The organism is Sulfuricaulis sp. (assembly GCF_049587675.1).
Classification (GTDB): Bacteria; Pseudomonadota; Gammaproteobacteria; order Acidiferrobacterales; family Sulfurifustaceae; genus Sulfuricaulis.
The window spans coordinates 1-20,962 of record NZ_JBAVEJ010000224.1 but is presented as its reverse complement, the minus strand read 5'-3'; the positions used below and the strand labels follow the sequence as shown (position 1 = coordinate 20,962).

Annotated in this window: 20 protein-coding genes and 1 pseudogene; 3 read left to right on the top strand and 18 right to left on the bottom strand. The window is 60.9% G+C overall.

Annotated features, from left to right (window positions below; translation table 11 throughout):
• The first annotated feature begins 183 nt into the window (after window positions 1–183).
• Window positions 184–597: a hypothetical protein gene (locus WB402_RS11765; protein WP_424208070.1), complete on the top strand. Its 414-nt coding sequence runs from the start codon at window positions 184–186 to the stop codon at window positions 595–597.
• On the opposite strand, the gene rimI is transcribed toward WB402_RS11765, so the two are convergent.
• From rimI to gltX, 12 genes and pseudogenes are all read right to left on the bottom strand, one after another.
• Window positions 594–1,085, bottom strand: coding sequence for a ribosomal protein S18-alanine N-acetyltransferase (rimI, locus tag WB402_RS11760; protein ID WP_424208068.1), 492 nt, complete (start codon window positions 1,083–1,085; stop codon window positions 594–596). The genes WB402_RS11765 and rimI overlap by 4 nt on opposite strands.
• Window positions 1,082–1,606, bottom strand: coding sequence for a uracil-DNA glycosylase family protein (locus tag WB402_RS11755; RefSeq protein WP_424208107.1), 525 nt, complete (start codon window positions 1,604–1,606; stop codon window positions 1,082–1,084). The genes rimI and WB402_RS11755 overlap by 4 nt, the downstream gene beginning before the upstream one ends.
• A 108-nt stretch (window positions 1,607–1,714) precedes the next feature.
• Window positions 1,715–2,893, bottom strand: a pseudogene (locus WB402_RS11750) (uracil-DNA glycosylase family protein); the annotation flags it as partial.
• Window positions 2,894–2,992: 99 nt separating this feature from the next.
• On the bottom strand, window positions 2,993–3,814 hold the full coding sequence (locus tag WB402_RS11745) for a hypothetical protein (protein ID WP_424208066.1): 822 nt from the start codon (window positions 3,812–3,814) through the stop codon (window positions 2,993–2,995).
• Between the two features lie 95 nt (window positions 3,815–3,909).
• Complete coding sequence (locus tag WB402_RS11740) at window positions 3,910–5,457, bottom strand: 2-isopropylmalate synthase (RefSeq protein ID WP_424208064.1); 1,548 nt, start codon at window positions 5,455–5,457, stop codon at window positions 3,910–3,912.
• Between the two features lie 302 nt (window positions 5,458–5,759).
• A complete protein-coding gene (pssA, locus tag WB402_RS11735; protein WP_424208105.1) occupies window positions 5,760–6,542 on the bottom strand; it encodes a CDP-diacylglycerol--serine O-phosphatidyltransferase in 783 nt (260 codons plus the stop codon).
• A gap of 15 nt (window positions 6,543–6,557) precedes the next feature.
• Complete coding sequence (locus tag WB402_RS11730) at window positions 6,558–7,205, bottom strand: phosphatidylserine decarboxylase (RefSeq protein ID WP_424208062.1); 648 nt, start codon at window positions 7,203–7,205, stop codon at window positions 6,558–6,560.
• 136 nt (window positions 7,206–7,341) lie between these two features.
• Entirely contained in the window at window positions 7,342–8,358 is a 1,017-nt protein-coding gene (gene ilvC, locus WB402_RS11725) for a ketol-acid reductoisomerase (RefSeq protein ID WP_424208060.1), read from the bottom strand.
• Window positions 8,359–8,384: 26 nt separating this feature from the next.
• Window positions 8,385–8,879: an acetolactate synthase small subunit gene (ilvN, locus tag WB402_RS11720; RefSeq protein WP_424208058.1), complete on the bottom strand. Its 495-nt coding sequence runs from the start codon at window positions 8,877–8,879 to the stop codon at window positions 8,385–8,387.
• Complete coding sequence (locus WB402_RS11715) at window positions 8,876–10,609, bottom strand: acetolactate synthase 3 catalytic subunit (RefSeq protein WP_424208056.1); 1,734 nt, start codon at window positions 10,607–10,609, stop codon at window positions 8,876–8,878. Before WB402_RS11715 ends, ilvN begins: the two co-directional genes overlap by 4 nt.
• Before the next feature lie 140 nt (window positions 10,610–10,749).
• Window positions 10,750–12,174: a cysteine--tRNA ligase gene (gene cysS, locus WB402_RS11710; RefSeq protein WP_424208054.1), complete on the bottom strand. Its 1,425-nt coding sequence runs from the start codon at window positions 12,172–12,174 to the stop codon at window positions 10,750–10,752.
• Between the two features lie 7 nt (window positions 12,175–12,181).
• The gene (gltX, locus tag WB402_RS11705; RefSeq protein WP_424208052.1) at window positions 12,182–13,594 is read right to left on the bottom strand and encodes a glutamate--tRNA ligase; all 1,413 of its coding nucleotides are present in this window, start codon (window positions 13,592–13,594) and stop codon (window positions 12,182–12,184) included.
• A 151-nt stretch (window positions 13,595–13,745) separates the two neighbouring features.
• On the opposite strand from gltX, the gene WB402_RS11700 reads away from it, so the two are divergent.
• Both WB402_RS11700 and WB402_RS11695 read left to right on the top strand, forming a co-directional pair.
• Window positions 13,746–14,246: a peptidylprolyl isomerase gene (locus WB402_RS11700; protein WP_424208050.1), complete on the top strand. Its 501-nt coding sequence runs from the start codon at window positions 13,746–13,748 to the stop codon at window positions 14,244–14,246.
• Window positions 14,247–14,263: 17 nt separating this feature from the next.
• Entirely contained in the window at window positions 14,264–15,031 is a 768-nt protein-coding gene (locus WB402_RS11695) for a UDP-2,3-diacylglucosamine diphosphatase (protein ID WP_424208048.1), read from the top strand.
• Window positions 15,032–15,054: 23 nt separating this feature from the next.
• Here the strand turns inward: WB402_RS11695 and WB402_RS11690 are convergent, their stop codons facing one another.
• The 6 genes from WB402_RS11690 to WB402_RS11665 form a co-directional block, all read right to left on the bottom strand.
• Window positions 15,055–15,762: a hypothetical protein gene (locus tag WB402_RS11690; protein WP_424208046.1), complete on the bottom strand. Its 708-nt coding sequence runs from the start codon at window positions 15,760–15,762 to the stop codon at window positions 15,055–15,057.
• Window positions 15,763–15,768: 6 nt separating this feature from the next.
• On the bottom strand, window positions 15,769–17,013 hold the full coding sequence (locus WB402_RS11685) for a glycerate kinase type-2 family protein (RefSeq protein WP_424208045.1): 1,245 nt from the start codon (window positions 17,011–17,013) through the stop codon (window positions 15,769–15,771).
• A 221-nt stretch (window positions 17,014–17,234) separates the two neighbouring features.
• Window positions 17,235–17,684 carry a protein tyrosine phosphatase family protein gene (locus WB402_RS11680; RefSeq protein ID WP_424208043.1) on the bottom strand — a complete coding sequence of 150 codons (450 nt, stop codon included), beginning with the start codon at window positions 17,682–17,684 and terminating at the stop codon, window positions 17,235–17,237.
• An 8-nt stretch (window positions 17,685–17,692) separates the two neighbouring features.
• Complete coding sequence (locus WB402_RS11675; RefSeq protein WP_424208041.1) at window positions 17,693–19,195, bottom strand: CoA-acylating methylmalonate-semialdehyde dehydrogenase; 1,503 nt, start codon at window positions 19,193–19,195, stop codon at window positions 17,693–17,695.
• Window positions 19,196–19,213: 18 nt separating this feature from the next.
• Window positions 19,214–19,843 carry a LutC/YkgG family protein gene (locus WB402_RS11670; protein ID WP_424208039.1) on the bottom strand — a complete coding sequence of 210 codons (630 nt, stop codon included), beginning with the start codon at window positions 19,841–19,843 and terminating at the stop codon, window positions 19,214–19,216.
• The coding region (locus WB402_RS11665; protein WP_424208037.1) for a lactate utilization protein B at window positions 19,840–20,962 on the bottom strand (1,123 nt) is incomplete at its 5' end. The genes WB402_RS11665 and WB402_RS11670, both read right to left, overlap by 4 nt.

Sequence of the window (20,962 nt, the reverse complement as noted above, 5' to 3'; positions counted from 1 at the left end):
CCAAAGGATCACAAGACGTCGACCGATGGCGAAGCGGGATGCGCCATGACGCACCCTCTCCCGCCATCCGGCGGTCAAGGAGGCTATATGTTCTTTCGCAGACTCTACTTTGCAATACCCGACGAAACTCAGGCTGCACAGGTTGTTAACGATCTCGAAACTGCCGGAGTAGGCGTCCAACACATGCACGCTATTGCCGGCAGAGGCGCTACGCTGACGCGACTACCGCCGGCGACCGAACGCCAGCGTCAGGATGTCGGCTCGCGCCTGGAACGCATGGCGTGGAGCGGGAACCTGGCGCTGTTTTTTCTCGGGGCTGGCGGCTTGATCGCGTCACTGGCATGGTCTTCGCTGCTTGGCGCGGCGCTGTCCGTCGCCTTGATGTTGCTCACCCTGGCGGGCGGAGCCCTGTTCGCCCTGCGCGTGCCCGATACCCATCTCGATGAATTCCACGGGGTACTGTCGCACGGAGAGGTGCTGCTAATGGTGGATGTGCCGAAACGACACGTGGCGGAAATCGAAGAACTATTATACCGGCGCCATCCCGAGGTCACACCCGGCGGCGTTGGCTGGACCATCGAGGCCCTGGGAATCTAGAAAGAAGCGGGTTTGTTGCCGACGCTCAGATCGCGCGCAAGGATGATCGCATCCTCACGCCCTTGGCGAGAGGGATAGTAGCTTTTCCGCGTTCCGACCTCATCGAAACCCAGTTTGGTATAAAGCTGATAAGCGGCGGCATTGGAAACGCGCACCTCGAGCAGTGCAATGCGTGCCTTCTTTTGCCGGGCAAGGTCGAGCAGGAACAACACCATGCCCTCGCCGAGACCGCGCCGCTGAAAATCTGGATGCACGCAAATGTTGAGGATATGGCATTCGCCCACGGCAACCGACATGATGCCGTGGCCGATGATGCCCTGTGGTGATTCATACACGTAGCAATGGCAACCCACGCGCAGACAGTCGCGGAATATGGGCAATGTCCAGGGGAAATCGTAGGACATGTTCTCGACCTTGAGAACCGCGGTCAGATCGTGTCCGGTCATGGGCCGCAGAAGCGGCTGCGGCGCGGCAACAACGGCACTCATGATGCCTCCCGATCCGGGTCAAGCATCGCGGTCATCGCGGTTTTGGCAAGACACAAATCATCCCAGACCTTGCGCTTGTCAGCCGGGTTGCGCAGCAGGTAGGCCGGGTGGTATGTCACGATCAGCGGCGTGCCGTGATAAGACAGACGCTGCCCACGAAGCTTGCCGAGCGGGACTTCGGTCTTGAGCAGGCTGTGGGCGGCGTGGCGGCCGAGCGCCACGATGAGGCGCGGTTTGATCAGTTCTATCTGACGCAGGAGATACGGCTCGCACTGGATCACTTCTTCCGGCTGGGGGTCGCGGTTGCCCGGCGGCCGACAGTTGTGCACAACACCGCCCGCGGTGACAAAGTTGTGCGTCTCCTCGACGTCAATGCAAAAGAAAGTTTTGTCCGTTCGCTTATGGTCCGTTATGTCCTCGATTTCCACGTCGTCATAAAGCACGGTGGCCGGTCCGCTACGTAAACGATCAGGATCAAAATCAATCCGGCGGGTGATGTCCGGATGCAGCTTATAACGCATCGCAGGAGGAACATAAGGTGCGATGCGCTCGGAAAGCACTTTCGTCGCTTCCACGTCGAAATACAACCTTCCACGCGACGCCTTGGCGCGAAGACCGAGCCGTGACAACCCCTCTAGTAGAATCGGCAAATCTTCACCGGGAAAACCGCAGGTGGCAATCTCGGCGAGCGGCTGCCGTCCTGGACGAATACGCATGTAGCCATCGTCCAAGAACCAGAATGCCAGCATCCGTTCGTTCAGCCGAGTCGCCATCCACCCAGGGACGCGCTTTCCGCACGGATAGAAATCCTTCCGAAGAATGCGCAGGGCGCGATGCGCCAACGTCCGGACCTGTATTACCGGGTATATCTTCTCTCCACCGACAACAGCCGCTACAGAAAGCTCATCCATTCGCGGATTGAGCTCCTTGAGCAGATCGGCCTTGAACAAGGCATATTCACGTTGAGCCGTCGAATGACCGAACGAGAGCATTGTCCTGTCCGCGGCCAAATATCCGTCACCGAGCAAGGTTCCACAGACAACATCAAAAGCGATCGGGCTCAACCCCTGCCCCGTCGCGATCCGATCGCCGGGCCACAGGGCTTCGACAGCGACAAAGCCACGTTGGGTGAGAACCTCGTGATCCCCCGTCAACTGAATGCCAACCCGACTCTTGCCCGCATTTTTTGCCAAACGATAGGTCATGCGGAAAACGCGCCGGTTACCGAGCGGAGCTTCGTGCCAACCGGTGATGCGGCGCGGCGTCAGCTGGCCATCCGCATCCACAGACATTACGAAGCCGTCATAGCGGGAACGAACCAAGCGACCGATCCGCTCCCAGGAGCCGTCCCCGAGCTGAACCAGGGCGTTGTACCTCAAACATTTCAAGACATTAGCTATGTACACTTCCTCGCGCTTCAGTCCGATCGCGAACAGGATGGCATTCAACAACTGGCCTGCCCGGCCCACAAACGGCTCGCCCTGACGGTCCTCGTCGGCGCCCGGCGCTTCACCGATGAACATCCATTGAGCGCGGCGATGACCGACACCGAAAACCGTTTGCGTGCGCGTGGCATGCAGGGAACATTTGGTGCAGCCGCGCACAGCCGTTTCCAGCTCGGTCCATTCCCGGGCATCAAGTTCCGTGTTTGGGGATTGCCTGAGGGCAGCTGGCACGGGGGGAGTAATCGCCGTAGCGCCGGAAATAACGGGGGTATTCGCGAATCCCGCCGGTTCAGCCGACTCTCCGCGCGGCACCCAACGGATGATGCCAAGGGCATCGAGATATTGCTGGCGTCGTGTGTCCATGCTCAAGTCCGTAGGCATGGCACCTCTGCCACACCTTTCCAGCGTATTCATGACACTAAGCATACGGAAGAAGATTAGAATTACAAGACAAGGTTGCTGTTAGCGGCCATCCTTGGCCTGGATCACTAACACCCGCAGGCGACCGCGCTCGGCCAGCCACACCGACCCATCGTTGCCGAAAGCCATGCCCTGCGGCGAACGCAGACCGGAAAGAACCGTCTCCAACGCGCCATCCTTGAACCGCAGCAGGCGGCCGTCGCGTGTATCCTCGGTGATCCACAACGAACCGTCCGGGGCAATTTCCACCTGATCCGGCTCATCGAGATCGTCCACCACGACATTCACTTCACCGCTCTTGTAGGACAGTACGCGACCGGTGGCGGTCTCGGCGAAAATCACCGCGCCGTCCGGTTTCACCACCAATCCCTCCGGCCGGTTCAATCCCCCCAGGATTACTTCCGCCACGTGCTTCCCATCACGGGGCACGCGCAACAGACGGCCATTGATGTTGTCTTCCGATACCACGAGGTCACCATCGGGCAGCATGTCGATTTCCTCGGGACTGTGCAGTGTGGCAAATACACGCTGTTTTTTCGACACCAGGTCGAATTCCAGCACACGCCCATCGGGGATCTCTTCCGTGATAAACAGCAATATCCCACGAAGCAAAAGTCCATCGGGCCGGCTGAACCCGGATGCCACCATGGTGACTTCGCCCCGCCGCAGTCTGATTACCTTGCCTGCGCCGTTCGGAAGTTCCTGCGTGGCATACAGCGAACCATCGGGTGCCATGACGAGATTGTCGATGCCGGGAAGGTTCTCCGCCGCCACGCGGTATTTCCAGCCAGACTCGGCAACGACCTGCTCCGGCACAGCGGATTCGCCCGCGACAGCGGAGACAGCCAGAATAACAGTGGCCACTCCGCAAAAGAATCGCAGGTACGGGTGACGCATATCGGGTATCGATTTACCTTCCTGAAAAAAACGGGGCGCATTTTTCTGCGCCCCGTGAATTCTTATATCGGCTGGTCCACCTGCGGGTGCGTGCGCTCCACCGGCACTATCAGCTTGTTCAGTGCATTCAGATACGCCTTGGCCGAAGCGATGACGATGTCGGTATCCGCGCCGTGACCATTCACGATCCGTCCGGCCTTTTCCAGGCGCACGGTCACCTCGCCCTGGGAATCGGTACCACTGGTAATATTATTGACCGAGTATAGCAACAGCTGGCCGCGGTTGCCGACGACGCTGTCGATTGCCTTGAACGCCGCGTCAACCGGCCCACCTCCCGGGGCGCCGGCCTTTTGTTCTGATCCATTCACGGCGAGCGTCACGTTGGCGAATGGCGTTTCGCCCGTCTGTGAACAAACCTTGAGCGAAACCAGGCGATAATGCTCGTTCTCCTGCTCGAGATCGGCCTCGGTCACCAGAGCCTGCAAATCCTCGTCGAAGATCTCGTGTTTCTTGTCGGCGAGATCCTTGAAGCGTTCGAACGCGGCGTTCAATTCCTGTTCGGTCTTGAAATCGATACGCAGTTCCTTGAGACGGCTTTTGAAGGCGTTGCGCCCGGAGTGCTTGCCGAGAACCATGCGGTTCGCCGACCAGCCGACATCTTCGGCGCGCATGATTTCGTAAGTCTCGCGCTTTTTGATGACGCCGTCCTGGTGGATGCCGGACTCGTGCGCGAAGGCATTAGCGCCCACGATGGCCTTGTTCGGCTGCACCGGAAAACCGGTGATATTCGATACCAGGCGCGAAGCCGGCACGATCTGGGTGGTGTCAAGCTGCGTGTCGCATGGGAAAATGTCGCGGCGCGTACGCACCGCCATGACCACTTCCTCGAGCGAGGCGTTGCCGGCGCGTTCGCCGAGGCCGTTGATGGTGCATTCCACCTGGCGCGCGCCATTGAGCACCGCCGAAAGCGAGTTGGCGACGGCGAGCCCGAGGTCGTTGTGGCAATGCACCGAAAATATCGCCTTGTCCGAATTCGGCACCCGCTCGCGAAGCGTCTTGATGAGCGCGCCGAATTGATGTGGCAGGTTATAGCCTACCGTATCGGGGATATTCACCGTGCGCGCACCGGCATCGATCACGGCCTCGAGTACCCGGCAAAGGAAGTCGATCTCCGAGCGGCCGGCGTCCTCCGGCGAGAACTCGACATCATCGGTGTACTGACGCGACCGCTTGACCATCGATACCGCCCGCTCCAGAACCTGCTCCGGCGTCATGCGCAACTTGTGCTGCATATGGATGGGGCTCGTGGCGAGAAAGGTATGGATACGCCCGCGTTTCGCGGGTTTGATCGCCTCGGCCGCGCGGTCGACGTCCTTTTCCACGGCACGCGCTAGGGCGCAAACGGTGCTGTCCTTCACTTCCTCGGCCACCGCCTTCACCGCCTCGAAGTCACCAAGGCTGGCCACGGGAAATCCGGCCTCGATGATGTCGACGCGCATGCGTTCCAGCACCTTGGCAATGCGCACCTTTTCCTCGCGTGTCATGGACGCGCCGGGGCTCTGCTCGCCGTCGCGCAACGTCGTGTCAAAAATTATCAATTGATCGCTCATGGTCTTGTCTCTGCAAAAATGTAGCCTGCTTGCTCGTCCTGTCATTCATAATCGTGAACATGATTCTTTTGAAATCATGCGGATTAAAACAGGTTCTTGGTTGCGTATTATATTCCTCGCCAGGAAGGGGGTTAGATTGCGCCTAGCGGCGCAGCAGCAATCGTGCAGCAAGAGAGAAAGGCGTGCAGGTTGATACCGCCGCCTGGCGGGGCGATATGACATCGGATGAAATGGCGGATCGTGCCTGCATGGTTAAAGCATAAATCAAACCGGAATAAAATGAAACCCGGGTGGCGGGGAAGCTACCTGCCGCGGGGGTGATGCTTCTCGGCTTGATCCTTTTCTTCCCGGCGAAGCCAGCGAAACAGGATGGCCGCCGGCCCTGACAGGGCGTAAACGAAGAAGGTCAGAAACAGCACCTGCGGCGGATCCTGAAACAGCAGCACAAAGACCAGCGGCACCGCGAGGATGGTCATGAACGACACTCGCCCGCGCAGATCCACGTCCTTGAAGCTGCGGTAGCGGATGTTGCTGACCATCAGTACGCCGGCCATCACGGTGATGATCAGCGCGGCAATGCTGATATCCCTTCCCGGCACGCCGTTAGCGTTCAATACCCAGACGAAGCCGACAACCAGTGCCGCAGCCGCCGGACTGGGCAAACCGCGGAAATAGCGCTTGTCGTGCAGTCCGACCTGGGTGTTGAAACGCGCCAGACGCAAGCCGGCGCCGGCGGTGTAGATGAAGGCCGCGAGCCAGCCGAGTTTGCCCATGCCGGACAGCGCCCATTCGTACATGACGAGCGCGGGGGCGAGCCCGAAGGACACCATGTCCACCAGACTGTCGTATTGCGCACCGAAATCGCTTTCCGTGTGAGTAAGCCGCGCAATCCGTCCGTCGAGCGCGTCCAGGATCATGGCGATGAAAATGGCCAGGGGGGCAAATTCGAAACTCCCATTCATCGCTTGCACGATGGCATAGAAGCCGGCAAATAGATTCGCCGTGGTGAACAGGCTCGGAAGTATGTATATGCCCCGGCGGCGGCGCTTTTCCTCGATCTCGGGTGTTTCGTCAAGATTTTCCATCATGTCTCCTGCGCCTTACGGCGCGAGTCGGGCGATCACGTCGGCGGCACCCTTCACGCTATCGCCCAGGGACACTTCAAACCGGGCCTCCAGCGGAAGATAAACATCGACGCGCGAACCGAAACGGATGAAGCCGTAACGTTCGCCCCGGGCGATCCGTTCACCCGGCTGTACATAACACAGTATACGCCGTGCAATCAGACCGGCAACCTGTACGACCACCACATCCTGCCCCTGGTCGGTGAGTATCCACAGAGCATTTCGCTCATTGTCGAGCGAGGCCTTGTCGAGCGCGGCGTTGACGAATTTTCCCCGGCTGTACCAGCGTTCCATGATTTTTCCTGCCACCGGACTGCGGTTGGAGTGCACGTTGAACACGTTCATGAAGACGCTCACGCGCTTGGAAGGGCGCTTGAGGTAAGGGTCCTCGGCCTCGCTGAGCGCGATCACCTTTCCGTCCGCGGGGCAGATAATCGCGTCGGGTGCATCCGGAACATGCCGGGGAGGATCGCGAAAGAACTGGAGTATAAAGACGAGAATGATCCAGAAGGGCGCCGCCCACACCGGCCCGGCGAAATAATGCACCGCCACCGCCACACCCGCGGCAAGCGCGATATGCCACCGGCCCTCGCGGGCCAGAAGAGGATAACGGTCAATGGACATTTGGATTATTCACCGCAAAGACACATGAATTCACAAGATTAACAGGATTTTTCTAAACAATTGTTTAAACCTGCGAAATCCTGTTAATCCTGTCTATTTTTACTTTGCGCCCTTTGCGTCTTTGCGGTGGGAGTCTTCAGTTTTTCGTCTTGTCGACAATGCGGTGGGCCTTGATCCAGGGCATCATCTCGCGCAGCTTGCTGCCGACTTCCTCGATCGGATGTTTCGCGGCCTGCGCGCGCATCTCGGGGAAGCGCTTGCCGCCGGTCTCGTTCTCCGCCATCCACTCCTTGGCGAACTGTCCGGACTGGATTTCCTTGAGTATCTTTTTCATCTCGGCCTTGGTTTGCTCATTCACGATGCGCGGGCCACGCGTATAGTCGCCGTACTCGGCGGTGTTCGAGATCGAGTAACGCATGTTGGCGATGCCGCCTTCGTACATGAGATCGACGATGAGCTTCAGCTCGTGCAAACATTCGAAGTAGGCCATCTCCGGCGGATAGCCGGCCTCGACCAGCGTCTCGAACCCGGCCTGGACCAGGTGCGTGGCACCGCCGCACAACACCGCTTGTTCGCCGAAGAGATCGGTCTCGCACTCGTCCTTGAAGGTAGTTTCGATGACGCCGGCGCGACCGCCGCCGATGGCCGAGGCATAGGACAACGCGACTTCACGCGCCTTTCCCGAGGCGTTCTGTTTGACGGCGATCAGGCACGGCACACCGCCGCCCTGAGTGAAGGTCGAGCGCACCAGATGACCGGGGCCCTTCGGCGCGATCATGATGACGTCGAGATCGGCGCGCGTCTGGATGAAACCAAAGTGGATCGAGAAACCGTGCGCCACAGCCAGGGTCGCGCCCTTTTTCAGATTCGGCTCGATGCTTTCCTGGTAGATCTTCTTGTGCTGTTCGTCCGGCGCAACGATCATGACCACGTCCGCGTCCTTGACCGCCTCCGGCACGTTCTTCACGGTGAGGCCGGCGTTCTTCGCCTTCGCGACCGAAGCCGATCCCTCGCGCAGCCCGACCGTCACCGCCACGCCACTGTCCTTCAGGTTCTGCGCGTGCGCATGACCCTGCGAACCGTAACCCACGATGGTGACTTTCTTGCTGCGAATGATCGATAGGTCGGCGTCTTTATCATAGAAAATTTTCATACATCCTCGTCTGTCATTGTCTGAAGTTACACCCGCAGACTCTTTTCGCCGCGGGCGATGCCGGAAACCCCGGAGCGTACCACCTCGACGATGCCCGCCCCGCGCACCGCCTGCACGAAAGCGTCGAGCTTGTCACTGGTGCCGGTAAGTTCGATGGTGTAAGTCGTTTCGGTCACGTCAATGATACGCCCACGGAAAATATCCACCAGCCGCTTGACCTCGTCGCGCATGGCGCCGTTGGCGTTGACCTTGATGATCAGCAATTCACGCTCGATATGCGGGCCTTCCGTGAGGTCCACGAGCTTGATCACGTCCACGAGCTTGTTGAGCTGCTTGGTGATCTGCTCGATCACGTCCACCGAGCCGCTGGTGACGAGCGTGAGGCGCGACAGGGTTTCATCCTCGGTAGGCGCCACGGTGAGCGATTCGATATTGTAACCGCGCGCGGAAAACAGCCCGGCCACGCGCGACAGTGCGCCTGACTCGTTTTCCAGCAGCATCGAGATGATATGACGCGTCACGCGAGCTCCCGGTCGGTCGGCACCACCGCCTTGCAGGGTTTTAGGTGCATTTCATTGTGACCCTTCCCCGCGGCAATCATCGGGTAGACGTTCTCAGTCTGGTCGGTGATGAAATCCAGGAACACCAGCCGGTCCTTCATCTTGAGCGCCTCCTTGAGGGCGCCTTCGACATCACCCGGCTTCTCGATCTTCATGCCCACGTGGCCGTAAGCCTCGGCGAGCTTTACAAAGTCCGGCAGCGCGTCCATGTACGAATGCGAATAGCGCCGGTCATAGAAGAATTCCTGCCACTGGCGCACCATACCCATGTAACGGTTGTTCAGATTGATGATCTTGATCGGCAAATCGTACTGCTTGCAGGTCGAGAGCTCCTGAATGCACATCTGGATGGAAGCCTCGCCGGTCACACAGCAGACCGTCTCCTTGGGAAACGCCATTTTTACACCCATGGCCGCCGGAAGCCCGAATCCCATCGTGCCCAGGCCGCCGGAGTTGATCCAGCGACGCGGCTTGTCGAAGCGGTAGAACTGCGCCGCCCACATCTGGTGCTGGCCGACATCGGAAGTAATGAAGGCATCGCCCTTGGTAATCTCGAAGAGTTTCTCGAGCACGTACTGCGGCTTGATGAGCTTGCTGTCGTGGTCATAGTCTAGGCAGTTCATGGCGCGCCATTGGTCGATCTGCTTCCACCAGGCGGCGAGCGCCTCCTTGTCCGGTTTCTTCTTGGAAGCCTTGACGAGCTTGATCATGTCGCGCATCACTGCCTCGGCGCCGCCGACGATGGGAATTTCCACCGGCACGTTTTTCGAGATCGAAGCCGGGTCGATGTCCACGTGGATGATGCGCGCGTGCGGACAGAACTTATTGAGATCGCCGGTCACGCGGTCGTCGAAACGCGCGCCGATGGCGATGAGCACGTCGCATTCGTGCATCGCCATGTTGGCCTCATAAGTGCCGTGCATGCCGAGCATGCCGACAAACAGCGGGTCGCTCGCGGGAAACGCGCCCAGCCCCATGAGCGTGTTGGTGCATGGAAACGCCAGCAGGCGCACGAGATCGGTGAGCGCCTTGGAGGCCTCGCCGAGAATCACGCCGCCGCCGGTGTAGATCATCGGACGTTTGGCGGCGAGCATCAGGTCCACCGCCTTCTTGATCTGACCGGGATGCCCTTTCAGCACCGGATTGTACGAGCGCATGGCGACGCTCTTCGGGTATTCGTACTCGCACTTGTGCGCCGTGACATCCTTCGGGATGTCCACGAGCACCGGGCCGGGCCGGCCAGTGGTGGCGATGTAGAACGCCTTCTTGATGGTCGTGGCGAGTTCCTTGACGTCCTTCACCAGAAAATTGTGCTTCACGCACGGGCGCGTGATGCCGACCGCGTCCACTTCCTGGAACGCGTCGTCGCCGATCAGGCTCGTCGCCACCTGGCCGCTGAAGATGACGAGCGGGATTGAATCCATGTACGCGGTGGCGATGCCGGTCACGGTGTTGGTCACGCCCGGGCCGGAAGTCACGAGCACCACGCCGGGACGCCCGGTGGCGCGCGCGTAACCGTCGGCCGCGTGCGCCGCGCCCTGCTCGTGCCGCACCAGGATATGCTTCACCTTGTCCTGCCGGTAAAGCGCGTCGTAGATGTGCAGCGCCGCGCCGCCGGGGTAGCCGAAGACGTGCTCCACGCCTTCGTCAGCGAGGCAGCGGACAAAAATATCTGCGCCGGTTAATTCCACAATTTCCTCAGGGAATAAAAAAGCCCGCGCCACCCCCAAACCGGGCGCGCGGGCGTTAGCGGTTGCCGGTTTAAAAATAAGAAATTACTTATAAGTATCCGCAGGGTCAATAGCTAAGCGGCAATATACCTGGCTTTTTACTACCGGCGCCATGTGGTTCGGCCAGCCGTGTCCTCCAGGATGATCCCCTGGGCCTTCAATTCGTCGCGAATACGGTCCGACTCAGCCCAGTTCCGGTTCTGACGCGCCGCCGTGCGCAGGGCGATCAGGGCCTCGATCTGCTCGTCGGTCAGACCATTGACTGCGCCGCCACGCAAAAACGCCTGCGCCTCGCACTGCAACAGGCCCAGAATCCCACCCAGACGGCGCAAAGCGGCGCCGAGGGGCGCGGCCGCGGCCAATTTACCCTCCTCCCGCAGCTTGTTGATGTCGCGCGCCAGCTCAAACAACACCGCCAGGGCGCCGGGCGTGTTGAAGTCGTCGTCCATGGCGGCGTGAAATCTTTCATCATGCGCGACAATCGCCTCCGCCGGTCGCTCTCGGCTTCCTGCCTCTCGCGACACTTGCAAATGCCTGTGCATCGCCGGCAAGTCCTTGAGAGCGAGATACAGGCGGGTCAGCGCCGCTTTGGCACCCTGCAGGTTTTCGTCGGAATAGTCGAGCGGGCTGCGGTAGTGGCTGCCCAGGATAAAATAGCGCACGACCTCCGGGTCGTATTTCTTCAGGACCTCGCGCACCGTGAAGAAATTGCCTAGCGATTTCGACATCTTCTCCTCGTTGAGGCGCACGAAACCGACGTGCATCCAGGTATTCACGAATTTCGTGCCGGTGGCCGCCTCGCTCTGCGCAATCTCGTTTTCATGATGCGGAAACTTGAGATCCATGCCACCGCCGTGGATGTCGAAGTGGTTGCCAAGACAGGCGGTGGACATGGCCGAGCACTCGATATGCCAACCGGGGCGGCCCGCGCCCCAGGGCGAATCCCACTGCGGCTCGCCGGGCTTGGCCGCCTTCCACAGGACGAAATCGAGAGGGTCGTCTTTCTCCTCGCCGACTTCCACGCGTGCGCCGATCTTGAGCTCGTCCAGCGTCTTGCCCGACAACGCTCCGTAGAGGGGAAACTTGCGCACGTGGTAGTACACATCGTCATTCCTGGCCTGGTAGGCGAAACCGCTCTCAACGAGCTTCCCGATCATGTTCAGGATCTGCGGCATATGCACCGTGGCGCGCGGCTCGGCATCCGGCGGCAACACGCCGAGGGCGGCGGCGTCTTCGTTCATCGCCTGGATGAAACGCGCGGTCAGCGCGCCGATATCCTCGCCATTCTCCCGGGCGCGGTTGATGATCTTGTCGTCGATGTCGGTGATATTGCGGATATAGGTCACGTCGAAGCCGCGTGCGCGCAGGTAGCGCGCCACCATGTCGAACACCACCATGACGCGCGCATGTCCAAGGTGACAGAAGTCGTACACGGTCATGCCGCAGACATACAACCGGATTTTGCCGGGTGTGATGGGCGTGAAAGGATCTTTATTCCGGGTAAGGCTGTTATAGATATGCAGCATCGTCATCTCAGGACATCACAAACCTGGAGAGGCGTTCACGGGCGCGCTCCACGCCGATCAGCGGCAGCAGTTTCGCCATTTCCGGCCCGTCGAGTTCGCCCGTGAGCGCCGCACGCAACGGCTGGAACAGCGATTTTCCGCTGACCGAAAGCGTATGCCGCAGCATCTCGCTCACGGCCTTGAAATCGGCGCCGTGCTTTTCCACGGCCCGGCGCGCCACATCAAAAAATTCCTCCCCGGCCACCGTGATCGCCTCGCGCGCCGGATGACTGATCGCCAGCGTGTCGGAAAAAACAATCTGTGCCCAGTGCATTGCATCCGCCGGAAAAGTAACGTTGGCGCGCACCGCCACCACGAACGCCTCGCGTTTGTCCACCGGCACCAGGGCGCTGACCTTGTCACCCATCCATTCGCCCACCTCGCCGGCCGACAGATGCAACAGCGCTTCACGCTGCCAGTGAGCCAGATGGGCCTCGTCGTAGCGCGCTGGCGCGCGGTGCAACCGTGCCAGGGAAAAACTGGAAACGAGTTTATCGAGCGTCATGAAACTGTTGTCTTCATAGGTGTGTCCGAGACGCGCGAGGTAATTGTGGATCGCGGCCGGCAGAAATCCGGCTTCGCGCAGCTCCTGCACGCTGCGGCTGCCGGTACGCTTGGACAACGGCGCGCCGTCGGCGCCGACCACGAGTGCGATGTGGGCATACTCCGGCGCCGGCAGGCCGAGCGCCTGCAGCAGCAGGATCTGGCGCGGCGTGTTGGTCAGATGATCTTCACCGCGCACCACGAGGGTGACGCCCATCACGGCATCGTCGATGGCGTTGCAGAAGAAAAATGCCGGCGTCCCGTCGGAGCGGCGAATGACGAAATCGCCGATGTCATCGGTGCTGAATACCTGCCGCTCCCGCACCTTGTCGTCGAATTCAACTATGCGGCCTTCCTCGACGCGAAACCGCAGCGTCGCGGGCTCGCCGCGGCCGAACCGGGCCTCGGCTTCGGCGCGCGAAAGTGCGCGGCATTTTCCGGAATAGCGCGGCGGATGCCCGGCGGCGATCGCCGTCTTGCGCGCGATGGCAAGTTCATGCTCGCTGCAAAAGCAGGGATAAGCCACCCCCCTGGATTCGAGGGCGGAAAAATATTCCTTATAGATATGACCACGCTCCGACTGGGCGTAAGGACCGTGACTGCCTCCGGCCTTCGGTCCTTCGTTCCAGACCAGACCCAGCCAGCGCAGATCCTCTTCCAACGCCCGGGCGAATTTTTCATGCCCGCGCATGGCATCGGTGTCTTCGAGGCGCAGCAGAAACGTCCCGCCGGCCTGTCGCGCCAACAAATAGTTGAACAACGCCGTTCGGATATTGCCGAGGTGCAGCAGGCCCGTGGGGCTGGGAGCAAAACGGGTCTTGAAGGGTCGCAAAGCCATTGGAAGGACGCCATGGTAACGGAAACCGCGGCTCCGGCGAACCCCCGGCGTTGTGCCGGGCGGGCCAATCCAGTGTAAACTCTCCGGCGGAAACCTGCCGCCGGCGGGGTCGGTGTCAGACATATAACTTAGCGCCCAAGAGTCCCATTCCATGATTCACATGAAAACCAACTACGGCACCTTAGTCCTGGAGCTATATCCGGAGAAGGCGCCAAAGACCGTGGCCAATTTCATCGCCTACGCCAAAGACGGCTTCTACGACGGTACCCTGTTCCATCGCGTCATCGACAAGTTCGTCATTCAGGGCGGTGGTTTCGGCCCGGGCATGACGCAGAAAATGACCCGGCCGCCGATCGAAAACGAAGCCAATAATGGCCTGCGCAACGCCCGCGGCACCCTCGCCATGGCGCGTGCCACCGATCCGCATTCCGCCACCAGCCAGTTTTTCATTAACATCGTGGACAACGACTTCCTCAACTACACCGCGCCCGCGCCCTCCGGCTGGGGCTACTGCGTGTTCGGCAAGGTGGTGGACGGCATGCACATCATCGACCAGATCAAGGGCGTTGCCACCGGCTCCAAGCTCGGTCACAAGGACGTGCCGCTGTCCGACGTGCTCATCGAGCACATGCAGATCCTCGACGACAACTAGGAGACCCAGGGACAGAGATGCCGGGAACCACGCTGTTCATTTCCGATCTGCATCTCTGCGGCGCCCGCCCCGCCGTTACCGGGCTGTTCCTCGATTTTCTCCACCGTCGCGCGCGCGCGTCCGATGCGCTCTACATCCTCGGTGACCTGTTCGAGTACTGGATCGGCGACGAGGCCGTCGAGCAGGAGGAATTTCGTCCCATCGTACTCGGATTGCGCGAGCTGACGATCGGGGGAACGCCGGTGTTCGTGATGCACGGCAACCGCGACCTCCTCATGGCCCATGATTTCGAACGAGCCGCCGGCGTGCGGCTGCTCAAGGACCCGACACGCCTCGATCTCCACGGCACGCCGACGCTGCTGATGCACGGCGATTCGCTGTGCACCGACGACACTGAATACATGACGTTCCGCGCTCAGGTACGGAACCCTGCTTGGCAGAAAGTATTTCTCGAAAAATCCGTGGCCGAGCGCGAACGGATCATCCGCGGCTACCGGGAAATCAGCAAGAGTTCCACCGCCGCCAAGAAACCGGAAATCATGGACGTGAACCAACAGGCGGTGGAATCCGTCATGCGCGAGCACCACGTGCAGCGCCTGATTCACGGACATACGCACCGGCCGAAGGAACATGTATTCAACCTGGACGGCCAGCCTGCGCGGCGCATGGTGCTCGGCGACTGGTATGAGCAGGGTAGCGTGCTGAGCGTGGACGCACGCGGCTGGGTGCTTGAAAGCTTGCCGCAAACACCGAAAAGCCTGGAACATGTCAACGCTGAAGCCTAGTGCGTGACCCGCCGAATCATCCTTTACTTCCCCCGCAGCTCTTCCAACGTCAGCCGCTTGTACTCCGCCGGCAACTTAAGCATATCGGCTGTGGCGCGAAAATCGGTCTTGTAATCGACCAGTTCCGTCGTCCGGCCCGTCGTATCCACCAGTCGCACCGGAAAGCCGTGTTCCAGATGGCGCACGGGCAGAAAAACATTGTTGGCCAAATCGCAGGCGGACTGCATTTCCGGCGGCGTGGCGGCCGCCGTCAATGCCTGCTGCCCGGCCAAAATCAGGCGATATTCGCGCAAGGCCACCACTACTCCGGGCAACAGGCCATCGGCGGCATACAGGTCATAACAGCGCTTATCATTCGTCAGCAGTTCGTAATGCGTGACCTTGCGTCCTTCAATGGCTGGAAATGCGGCCGGATCGGTCACCACCCGGTGCGTGAATTTCGCCGGCGGCTTCAGTTCCACCGGTCGCGGGCGAATCACCAGCACCTGCTTCTCCGCACTGCTGACGCTGTAAATACTGCCGTCGGCGCGGTCGAACAGCAGAAAATCCTGGCTGTCCTGTCCCTCGTCCATGCGCAGGAAACCCGCCGTGACGATCATGCGCGTGCGATACGGCTCTACCCCCGGCTCTTGTTCGACGAAATAAAGCACAGCCGCGGGCGTGGTCGGCTGGGAGCAGGAAACCAGCGCCGTCAGAAAAAAACATCCACACAGAAATAAACGCCGGATCATCGACCTTCAGTTTCCGCGCTTGGTTCTCAATCCCAACATGATATCCATAACATTGGTCCCGGTCGGTCCGGTCTGTATCAGATCACCGCTCGCTTCCAGAAAACTGCCGGCGTCGGCGTGCGCGAGCGCCTGTTTTGCATCATGTCCGGCCTGTTCGCCGCGCGCGATGGTGCCGCCATCCACCAGCGCACCGGCGTCTTCCGTGGGGCCGTCGGTGCCATCGGTTCCGGCGGCGAGGAACCACGTATCCTCGTGTCCATCAAGCATCATCGCCGCGGCCAATGCGAGGCTCTGGTTGCGCCCGCCGCGGCCCGGCGCTTCCGGAAGCCGGACGGTGGTCTCGCCGCCCCAGACATGAATCGTGCCGGGTTCCGAGCGTAACAATTTTTTCGCCAGCCTGGCGCCCGCTTCCAGGGCATCGCCGGAAACAAAAGAAGTCTCCAGCATGATCGGGTAGTCCAACTCCTTGGCAGTTTCCGCCGCGGCGCTCTTGGCGTTATCGAGGGTGGCGACGATTTCGCGTGTGACATTCTGGAAACAGGCGTCGTCGGGCGCCGGCGCGGGCGGCATGTGCTTCAATGCCTCGGTAATAAAATCCGGCAGATCCCGAAGCGTCAGCGGCCGGCGCAGATCCTCGTCCGCCACCAGCGGACCGGAACCGATCGCGCGCAGGTCGTTGCCGGGCACGTCCGATACCACCAGGCACAGGACCCGTCGGGGGGAAAGCAGCTTGGCGAGCCGGCCGCCCTTGAGACGCGACAGGCGCCGGCGAATGCGATTGTAGTCGTTGATGTCCAGGCCCGAGCCGAGCACCCAGCGGTTGATTTTCTGAAACTGATCGAGGCTGATCTGCGGCGGCAACGCTTCGACCAACGCCGAAGCGCCGCCGGAGATCAATACGAGTACCGCGGCGTCCTGCGGAATCCGGTCCACGAACGCCAGCAACTTCCGGCCGGCCTCGAGACTGGTCTCGTCCACCAGCGGATGCCCCGCCTCGAGCACCGGCCAAGGGAGCGGTTCGGCATGGCCTTTTTTGGTGATGATCAGCGCATCGGCAATGCGCTTGCCCAGCGCATCCTGCGCGCCTTGCGCCATGGCGCCGGCGGCCTTGCCCACCGCCACCATATATATGTTGCCGGGAAGCGGCCTTTCCTCCAGGCGTGCACGCACGCAGCTGCGGCCATTGACCGCCACCAGCGCGGACTGGAAGATGCGCAGAAGATTTTCCCGATGGCCGGATGACGCAGACATGGATGCGCAGATTATCCGGTTAGACGCCGAAGGACAAACCCATGCGCCCGTGGAACCTGCCTCGCTGCTATGTTGGTTTATGTTGGTTATGGAAGCTCTGAATAAGCTCGAATCCGTTCGCCCTGAGCTTGTCGAAGGGGAACGGATTCGAGCGTAATTAATGAATTTCCCGTTCATGCTTCGACAGGCTCAGCACGAACGGAAGCTTGTTCAGAGCTTCCTTATCGGATCATTTCCTCTAAAAACCGGCGCCAGACGTCATCCGGCTCCCAGATGGCATGGACATCGGGCATGACAGCTTCCGCCGACCATCCCTGCCGCAATTGACGATACAGCGCCATGAACGCCGACACACGCTTGTTGGCGGCGCAGTGCACGAAGACAGGCTTGCCTGTCAGTCCATCCATGACTTCGAAAAAGCGTTCGAGGTCAGCGCGTAACGGTCGCTCCCACACGACGGGAATATGTATGTATCGCATGCCGAGAGATTCCACGGTCCGACACTCGTCAGGCAGGGAGTATTCCGCGTCGTGCAAGGCGAGGTTCACCACGACTTCGAATCCCGCGTGTGCCACGGCGGCCAATTCTTCTTCGGACGGCTGGCCGGCGGTGGCGACGAGATCCGTCAGGCGGCAATAGTTGTAGATTCCCTGTAGAGCATCCTTGTCCACGGCACGGACTAGCCAAGCGTCGGCATCGACAGGCTGGAGGGCCCCTGCTCCTCGCCAGCCGGCCAGCGGCTCGTGACCACCTTGCTGCGGGTGTAGAAATACACGCCTTCCATGCCGTGCACGTGCAGGTCGCCGAACAGCGAGGCCTTCCAGCCGCCAAAGGAGAAAAACGCCATCGGCACCGGAATCGGCACGTTGATGCCGACCATGCCGATTTCGATGTCGCGTTCGAAGCGGCGCGCGTGCGCTCCGGAACGAGTGAAGATCGCGGTGCCGTTGCCGTACGGATTGCTGTTAACCAGCTGGATGGCTTCATCTAGCGTCTTCACTCGCAGCACGATCAGTACCGGCCCGAAGATTTCTTCTTCATAGATGGCCATGTCGGCGGTGACATGATCGAACAACGTCGGCCCGAGATAAAAACCCTGTTCACGACCGGAAACCTTGAGCCCGCGCCCGTCGAGCACCAGCTTTGCTCCCTCGGTAACGCCGCTGTCGATCAACTTCTGCACGCGGTCGCGATGCGCGGCGGTGATCACCGGTCCCATGTCGATGCCTTCCTGCTCGCCCGGCCCGACCTTGATCTTCTCGGCCTTGTCGCGCAGCTTCCCGACCAGCGCGTCGCCGGCCGCGCCCACGGCCACGACCGTCGAGATCGCCATGCAACGTTCACCCGCCGAACCGTAGGCCGCGCCGGTCAGCGCGTCCGCGGCAAAGTCGAGATCGGCGTCCGGCATCACCACCGCGTGATTCTTCGCCCCGCCCAGGGCCTGCACGCGTTTGCCGTGACGCGCCGCGGTTTCGTAAATATATTTGGCCACGGGCGTCGAACCGACGAAGGACACCGCGCGCACGTCGGGATGCGTGAGCAGCGCGTCCACCGCTTCCTTGTCGCCAGGAATCACGTTGAACACGCCCGCCGGCAGCCCGGCCTCGTGAAACAGCTCGGCCATGCGCAGGCTTGCCGAGGGCACTTTCTCGGAAGGTTTGAGGATGAAAGTGTTACCGCAGGCAATGGAAACCGGGAACATCCACAGTGGCACCATCACCGGAAAGTTGAACGGCGTGATCCCGGCGCATACGCCCACCGGCTGCAACAGCGAATGGCAATCAACGCCGCGGCCGACGTCTTCGGCCTTTTCGCCCTTGAGCAGATGCGGCGCGCCCATGGCAAACTCGATCACCTCGATGCCCCGCTGCAGCGAACCGGCGGCATCCTCGCGGGTCTTGCCGTGCTCCTCGCAGGTGTGATGAACAAGTTCATCGCGATGCTCCTGCATCAGTTCGCGAAAGCGCATGAGGATGCGCGCGCGCCGCAGCGGCGTGGTATCGCGCCAGCCGGGAAACGCCGCACGAGCCGCCGCCACCGCTGAGTTCACGTCCTGCTTGCTGGCCAGCGGCGTGCGCCGGATCGCCTGCCCGGTCGCCGGATTGAATACGTCCGCCGTGCGGGTACCCGCGCTCGCCTGCGCCTTGCCGTTGATCCACAGGGATAAGACCGGTTGTGTCATGGTGCACCTCTTCGGATATCAGCCAACGATGATAATCAATACACGATAGGGCCCGTGCGCGCCGAGCGTTACCGTCTGTTCGATGTCCGCCGTGCGCGAGGGGCCGGAAATGAAATTTACCGCGCGCGGCAACGCGCCGCGTTCCACGCGCAGCCGGTCCCAGGCCTGCTCCATCGTCGCGACAATGCGTCCGGACTCGACCACGGCGATGTGCGTCTCCGGCAACAGGCTGACCGCGGCTGGCGTCTGCACGCCGGATAGCAGCATCAGCGTGCCGGTCTCGGCGATGCCGAGAAACGCACCGGTGATGCCGACCAGATCATCGCCGTGCGCGGCGCGCGGTTCGATCTCGATACCGGCATCCTGCCAGTCGAGCAGCGCCATGACCGGCCAGCATACTCCCTTCATCGGCAAATCGCGTTCGCGCAGGTAGCGTGCGACCAGGCCCGGAACTTCCGTGATGGTTCCGGCACGGGTAACGTCACTGGCTAGCTTTACGGCGCGTTCACCGAACAGCTTCACAATATCTTTATCCAACGCCGGTATTGGCCCGCGCTGACGACGGCGAATCGCCATGTCGACATCCACGGCCGCGGCCGGACCGCGCGCCTTGCCGATCCGCGCCAGGATATTCTCGCGCGCACTCATGACGGCCTCCGGGATTTGTACAGATCGCGGAAAGTCCGGCCCGCCGGCGCGGGCATATCGCGCCCGCTGGTCCATCCGGTCACGCCGGGAAGATAACGAAACCGTTTCGCACTTCCTGAAAACATGCGCAACAGACGTGCGGCCAGCCGGGTGCCCAGAGCGTAAACCGCCGGGCGCTGCGCCATCCACGCCCACAGCCGGAGCGCGGCGCGTTCCTGCCACGGTCGTAACTGCTGGTCCACTTGCCGGGTACGCAGGTGCCGCAGCAGATCGGGTAGCGGAATTTTCACTGGACACACCACCGCGCACTCGCCGCAGAACGTCGAGGCATTCGGCAGATCGAGTGCGTTCTCCAGTCCCACGAACGATGGTGTCAGCACCGAGCCCATCGGGCCCGGATACACCCAGCCGTAAGCATGACCGCCGATGTTCTGATACACCGGGCAGTGGTTCATGCACGCACCGCAACGAATGCAGCGCAGCATCGGTTGCAATTCGGTGCCGAGCAATTTACTGCGGCCGTTATCGAGCAGGATGATATGAAAGTGCTCCGGTCCGTCCGATTCACCCTTTTCCTTGGTGCCGGTCAGGATCGAGACGTAATTGGTGATGGACTGGCCGGTGGCGGAACGCGGCAGCAGCCGCAGCAGCGTGGTCACGTCCTCGAGCGTCGGCACCACCTTCTCGATACCGGTGATGGCCACGTGCACGCGCGGGAGCGTGGTGGCAAGCCGGCCGTTGCCCTCGTTGGTGACGATCAGGACCGAGCCGGTCTCGGCGATAATAAAATTCGCGCCGGAAATCCCGAGATCGGCTGACAGGAAACCTGGCCGCAACACCTCGCGCGCCTCGCGGCACAGTTCGGCAATCTCCGTGGTGCGTGTACGGTGGTGCTTTTCCTCGAACAGATCGGCAATTTCTTCCTTGCTCTTGTGCACCACCGGAGCGACGATGTGCGACGGCGGTTCGTGCGCGAGTTGCAGAATGTATTCGCCGAGATCGGTCTCGAGCACGTCCAGGCCCTGGCTTTCGAGCGCGTCGTTGAGACCGCACTCCTCCGACACCATGGATTTCGATTTCACCACCTTGTGCAGGCCATGCTGGTGCGCGATCTCGGCC

Coding starts and splice junctions, on each gene's coding strand:
- WB402_RS11675 (WP_424208041.1), bottom strand. CDS start 19,195: ATGACACAACCGGTCTTATCCCTGTGGATCAACGGCAAGGCGCAGGCG.
- WB402_RS11755 (WP_424208107.1), bottom strand. CDS start 1,606: ATGCGTTATAAGCTGCATCCGGACATCACCCGCCGGATTGATTTTGAT.
- WB402_RS11685 (WP_424208045.1), bottom strand. CDS start 17,013: ATGTCTGCGTCATCCGGCCATCGGGAAAATCTTCTGCGCATCTTCCAG.
- WB402_RS11670 (WP_424208039.1), bottom strand. CDS start 19,843: ATGAGTGCGCGCGAGAATATCCTGGCGCGGATCGGCAAGGCGCGCGGT.
- pssA (WP_424208105.1), bottom strand. CDS start 6,542: ATGGAAAATCTTGACGAAACACCCGAGATCGAGGAAAAGCGCCGCCGC.
- gltX (WP_424208052.1), bottom strand. CDS start 13,594: ATGGCTTTGCGACCCTTCAAGACCCGTTTTGCTCCCAGCCCCACGGGC.
- WB402_RS11740 (WP_424208064.1), bottom strand. CDS start 5,457: ATGAGCGATCAATTGATAATTTTTGACACGACGTTGCGCGACGGCGAG.
- rimI (WP_424208068.1), bottom strand. CDS start 1,085: ATGAGTGCCGTTGTTGCCGCGCCGCAGCCGCTTCTGCGGCCCATGACC.
- WB402_RS11730 (WP_424208062.1), bottom strand. CDS start 7,205: ATGTCCATTGACCGTTATCCTCTTCTGGCCCGCGAGGGCCGGTGGCAT.
- WB402_RS11765 (WP_424208070.1), top strand. CDS start 184: ATGCACGCTATTGCCGGCAGAGGCGCTACGCTGACGCGACTACCGCCG.
- WB402_RS11695 (WP_424208048.1), top strand. CDS start 14,264: ATGCCGGGAACCACGCTGTTCATTTCCGATCTGCATCTCTGCGGCGCC.
- WB402_RS11700 (WP_424208050.1), top strand. CDS start 13,746: ATGATTCACATGAAAACCAACTACGGCACCTTAGTCCTGGAGCTATAT.
- cysS (WP_424208054.1), bottom strand. CDS start 12,174: ATGCTGCATATCTATAACAGCCTTACCCGGAATAAAGATCCTTTCACG.
- WB402_RS11690 (WP_424208046.1), bottom strand. CDS start 15,762: ATGATCCGGCGTTTATTTCTGTGTGGATGTTTTTTTCTGACGGCGCTG.
- ilvC (WP_424208060.1), bottom strand. CDS start 8,358: ATGAAAATTTTCTATGATAAAGACGCCGACCTATCGATCATTCGCAGC.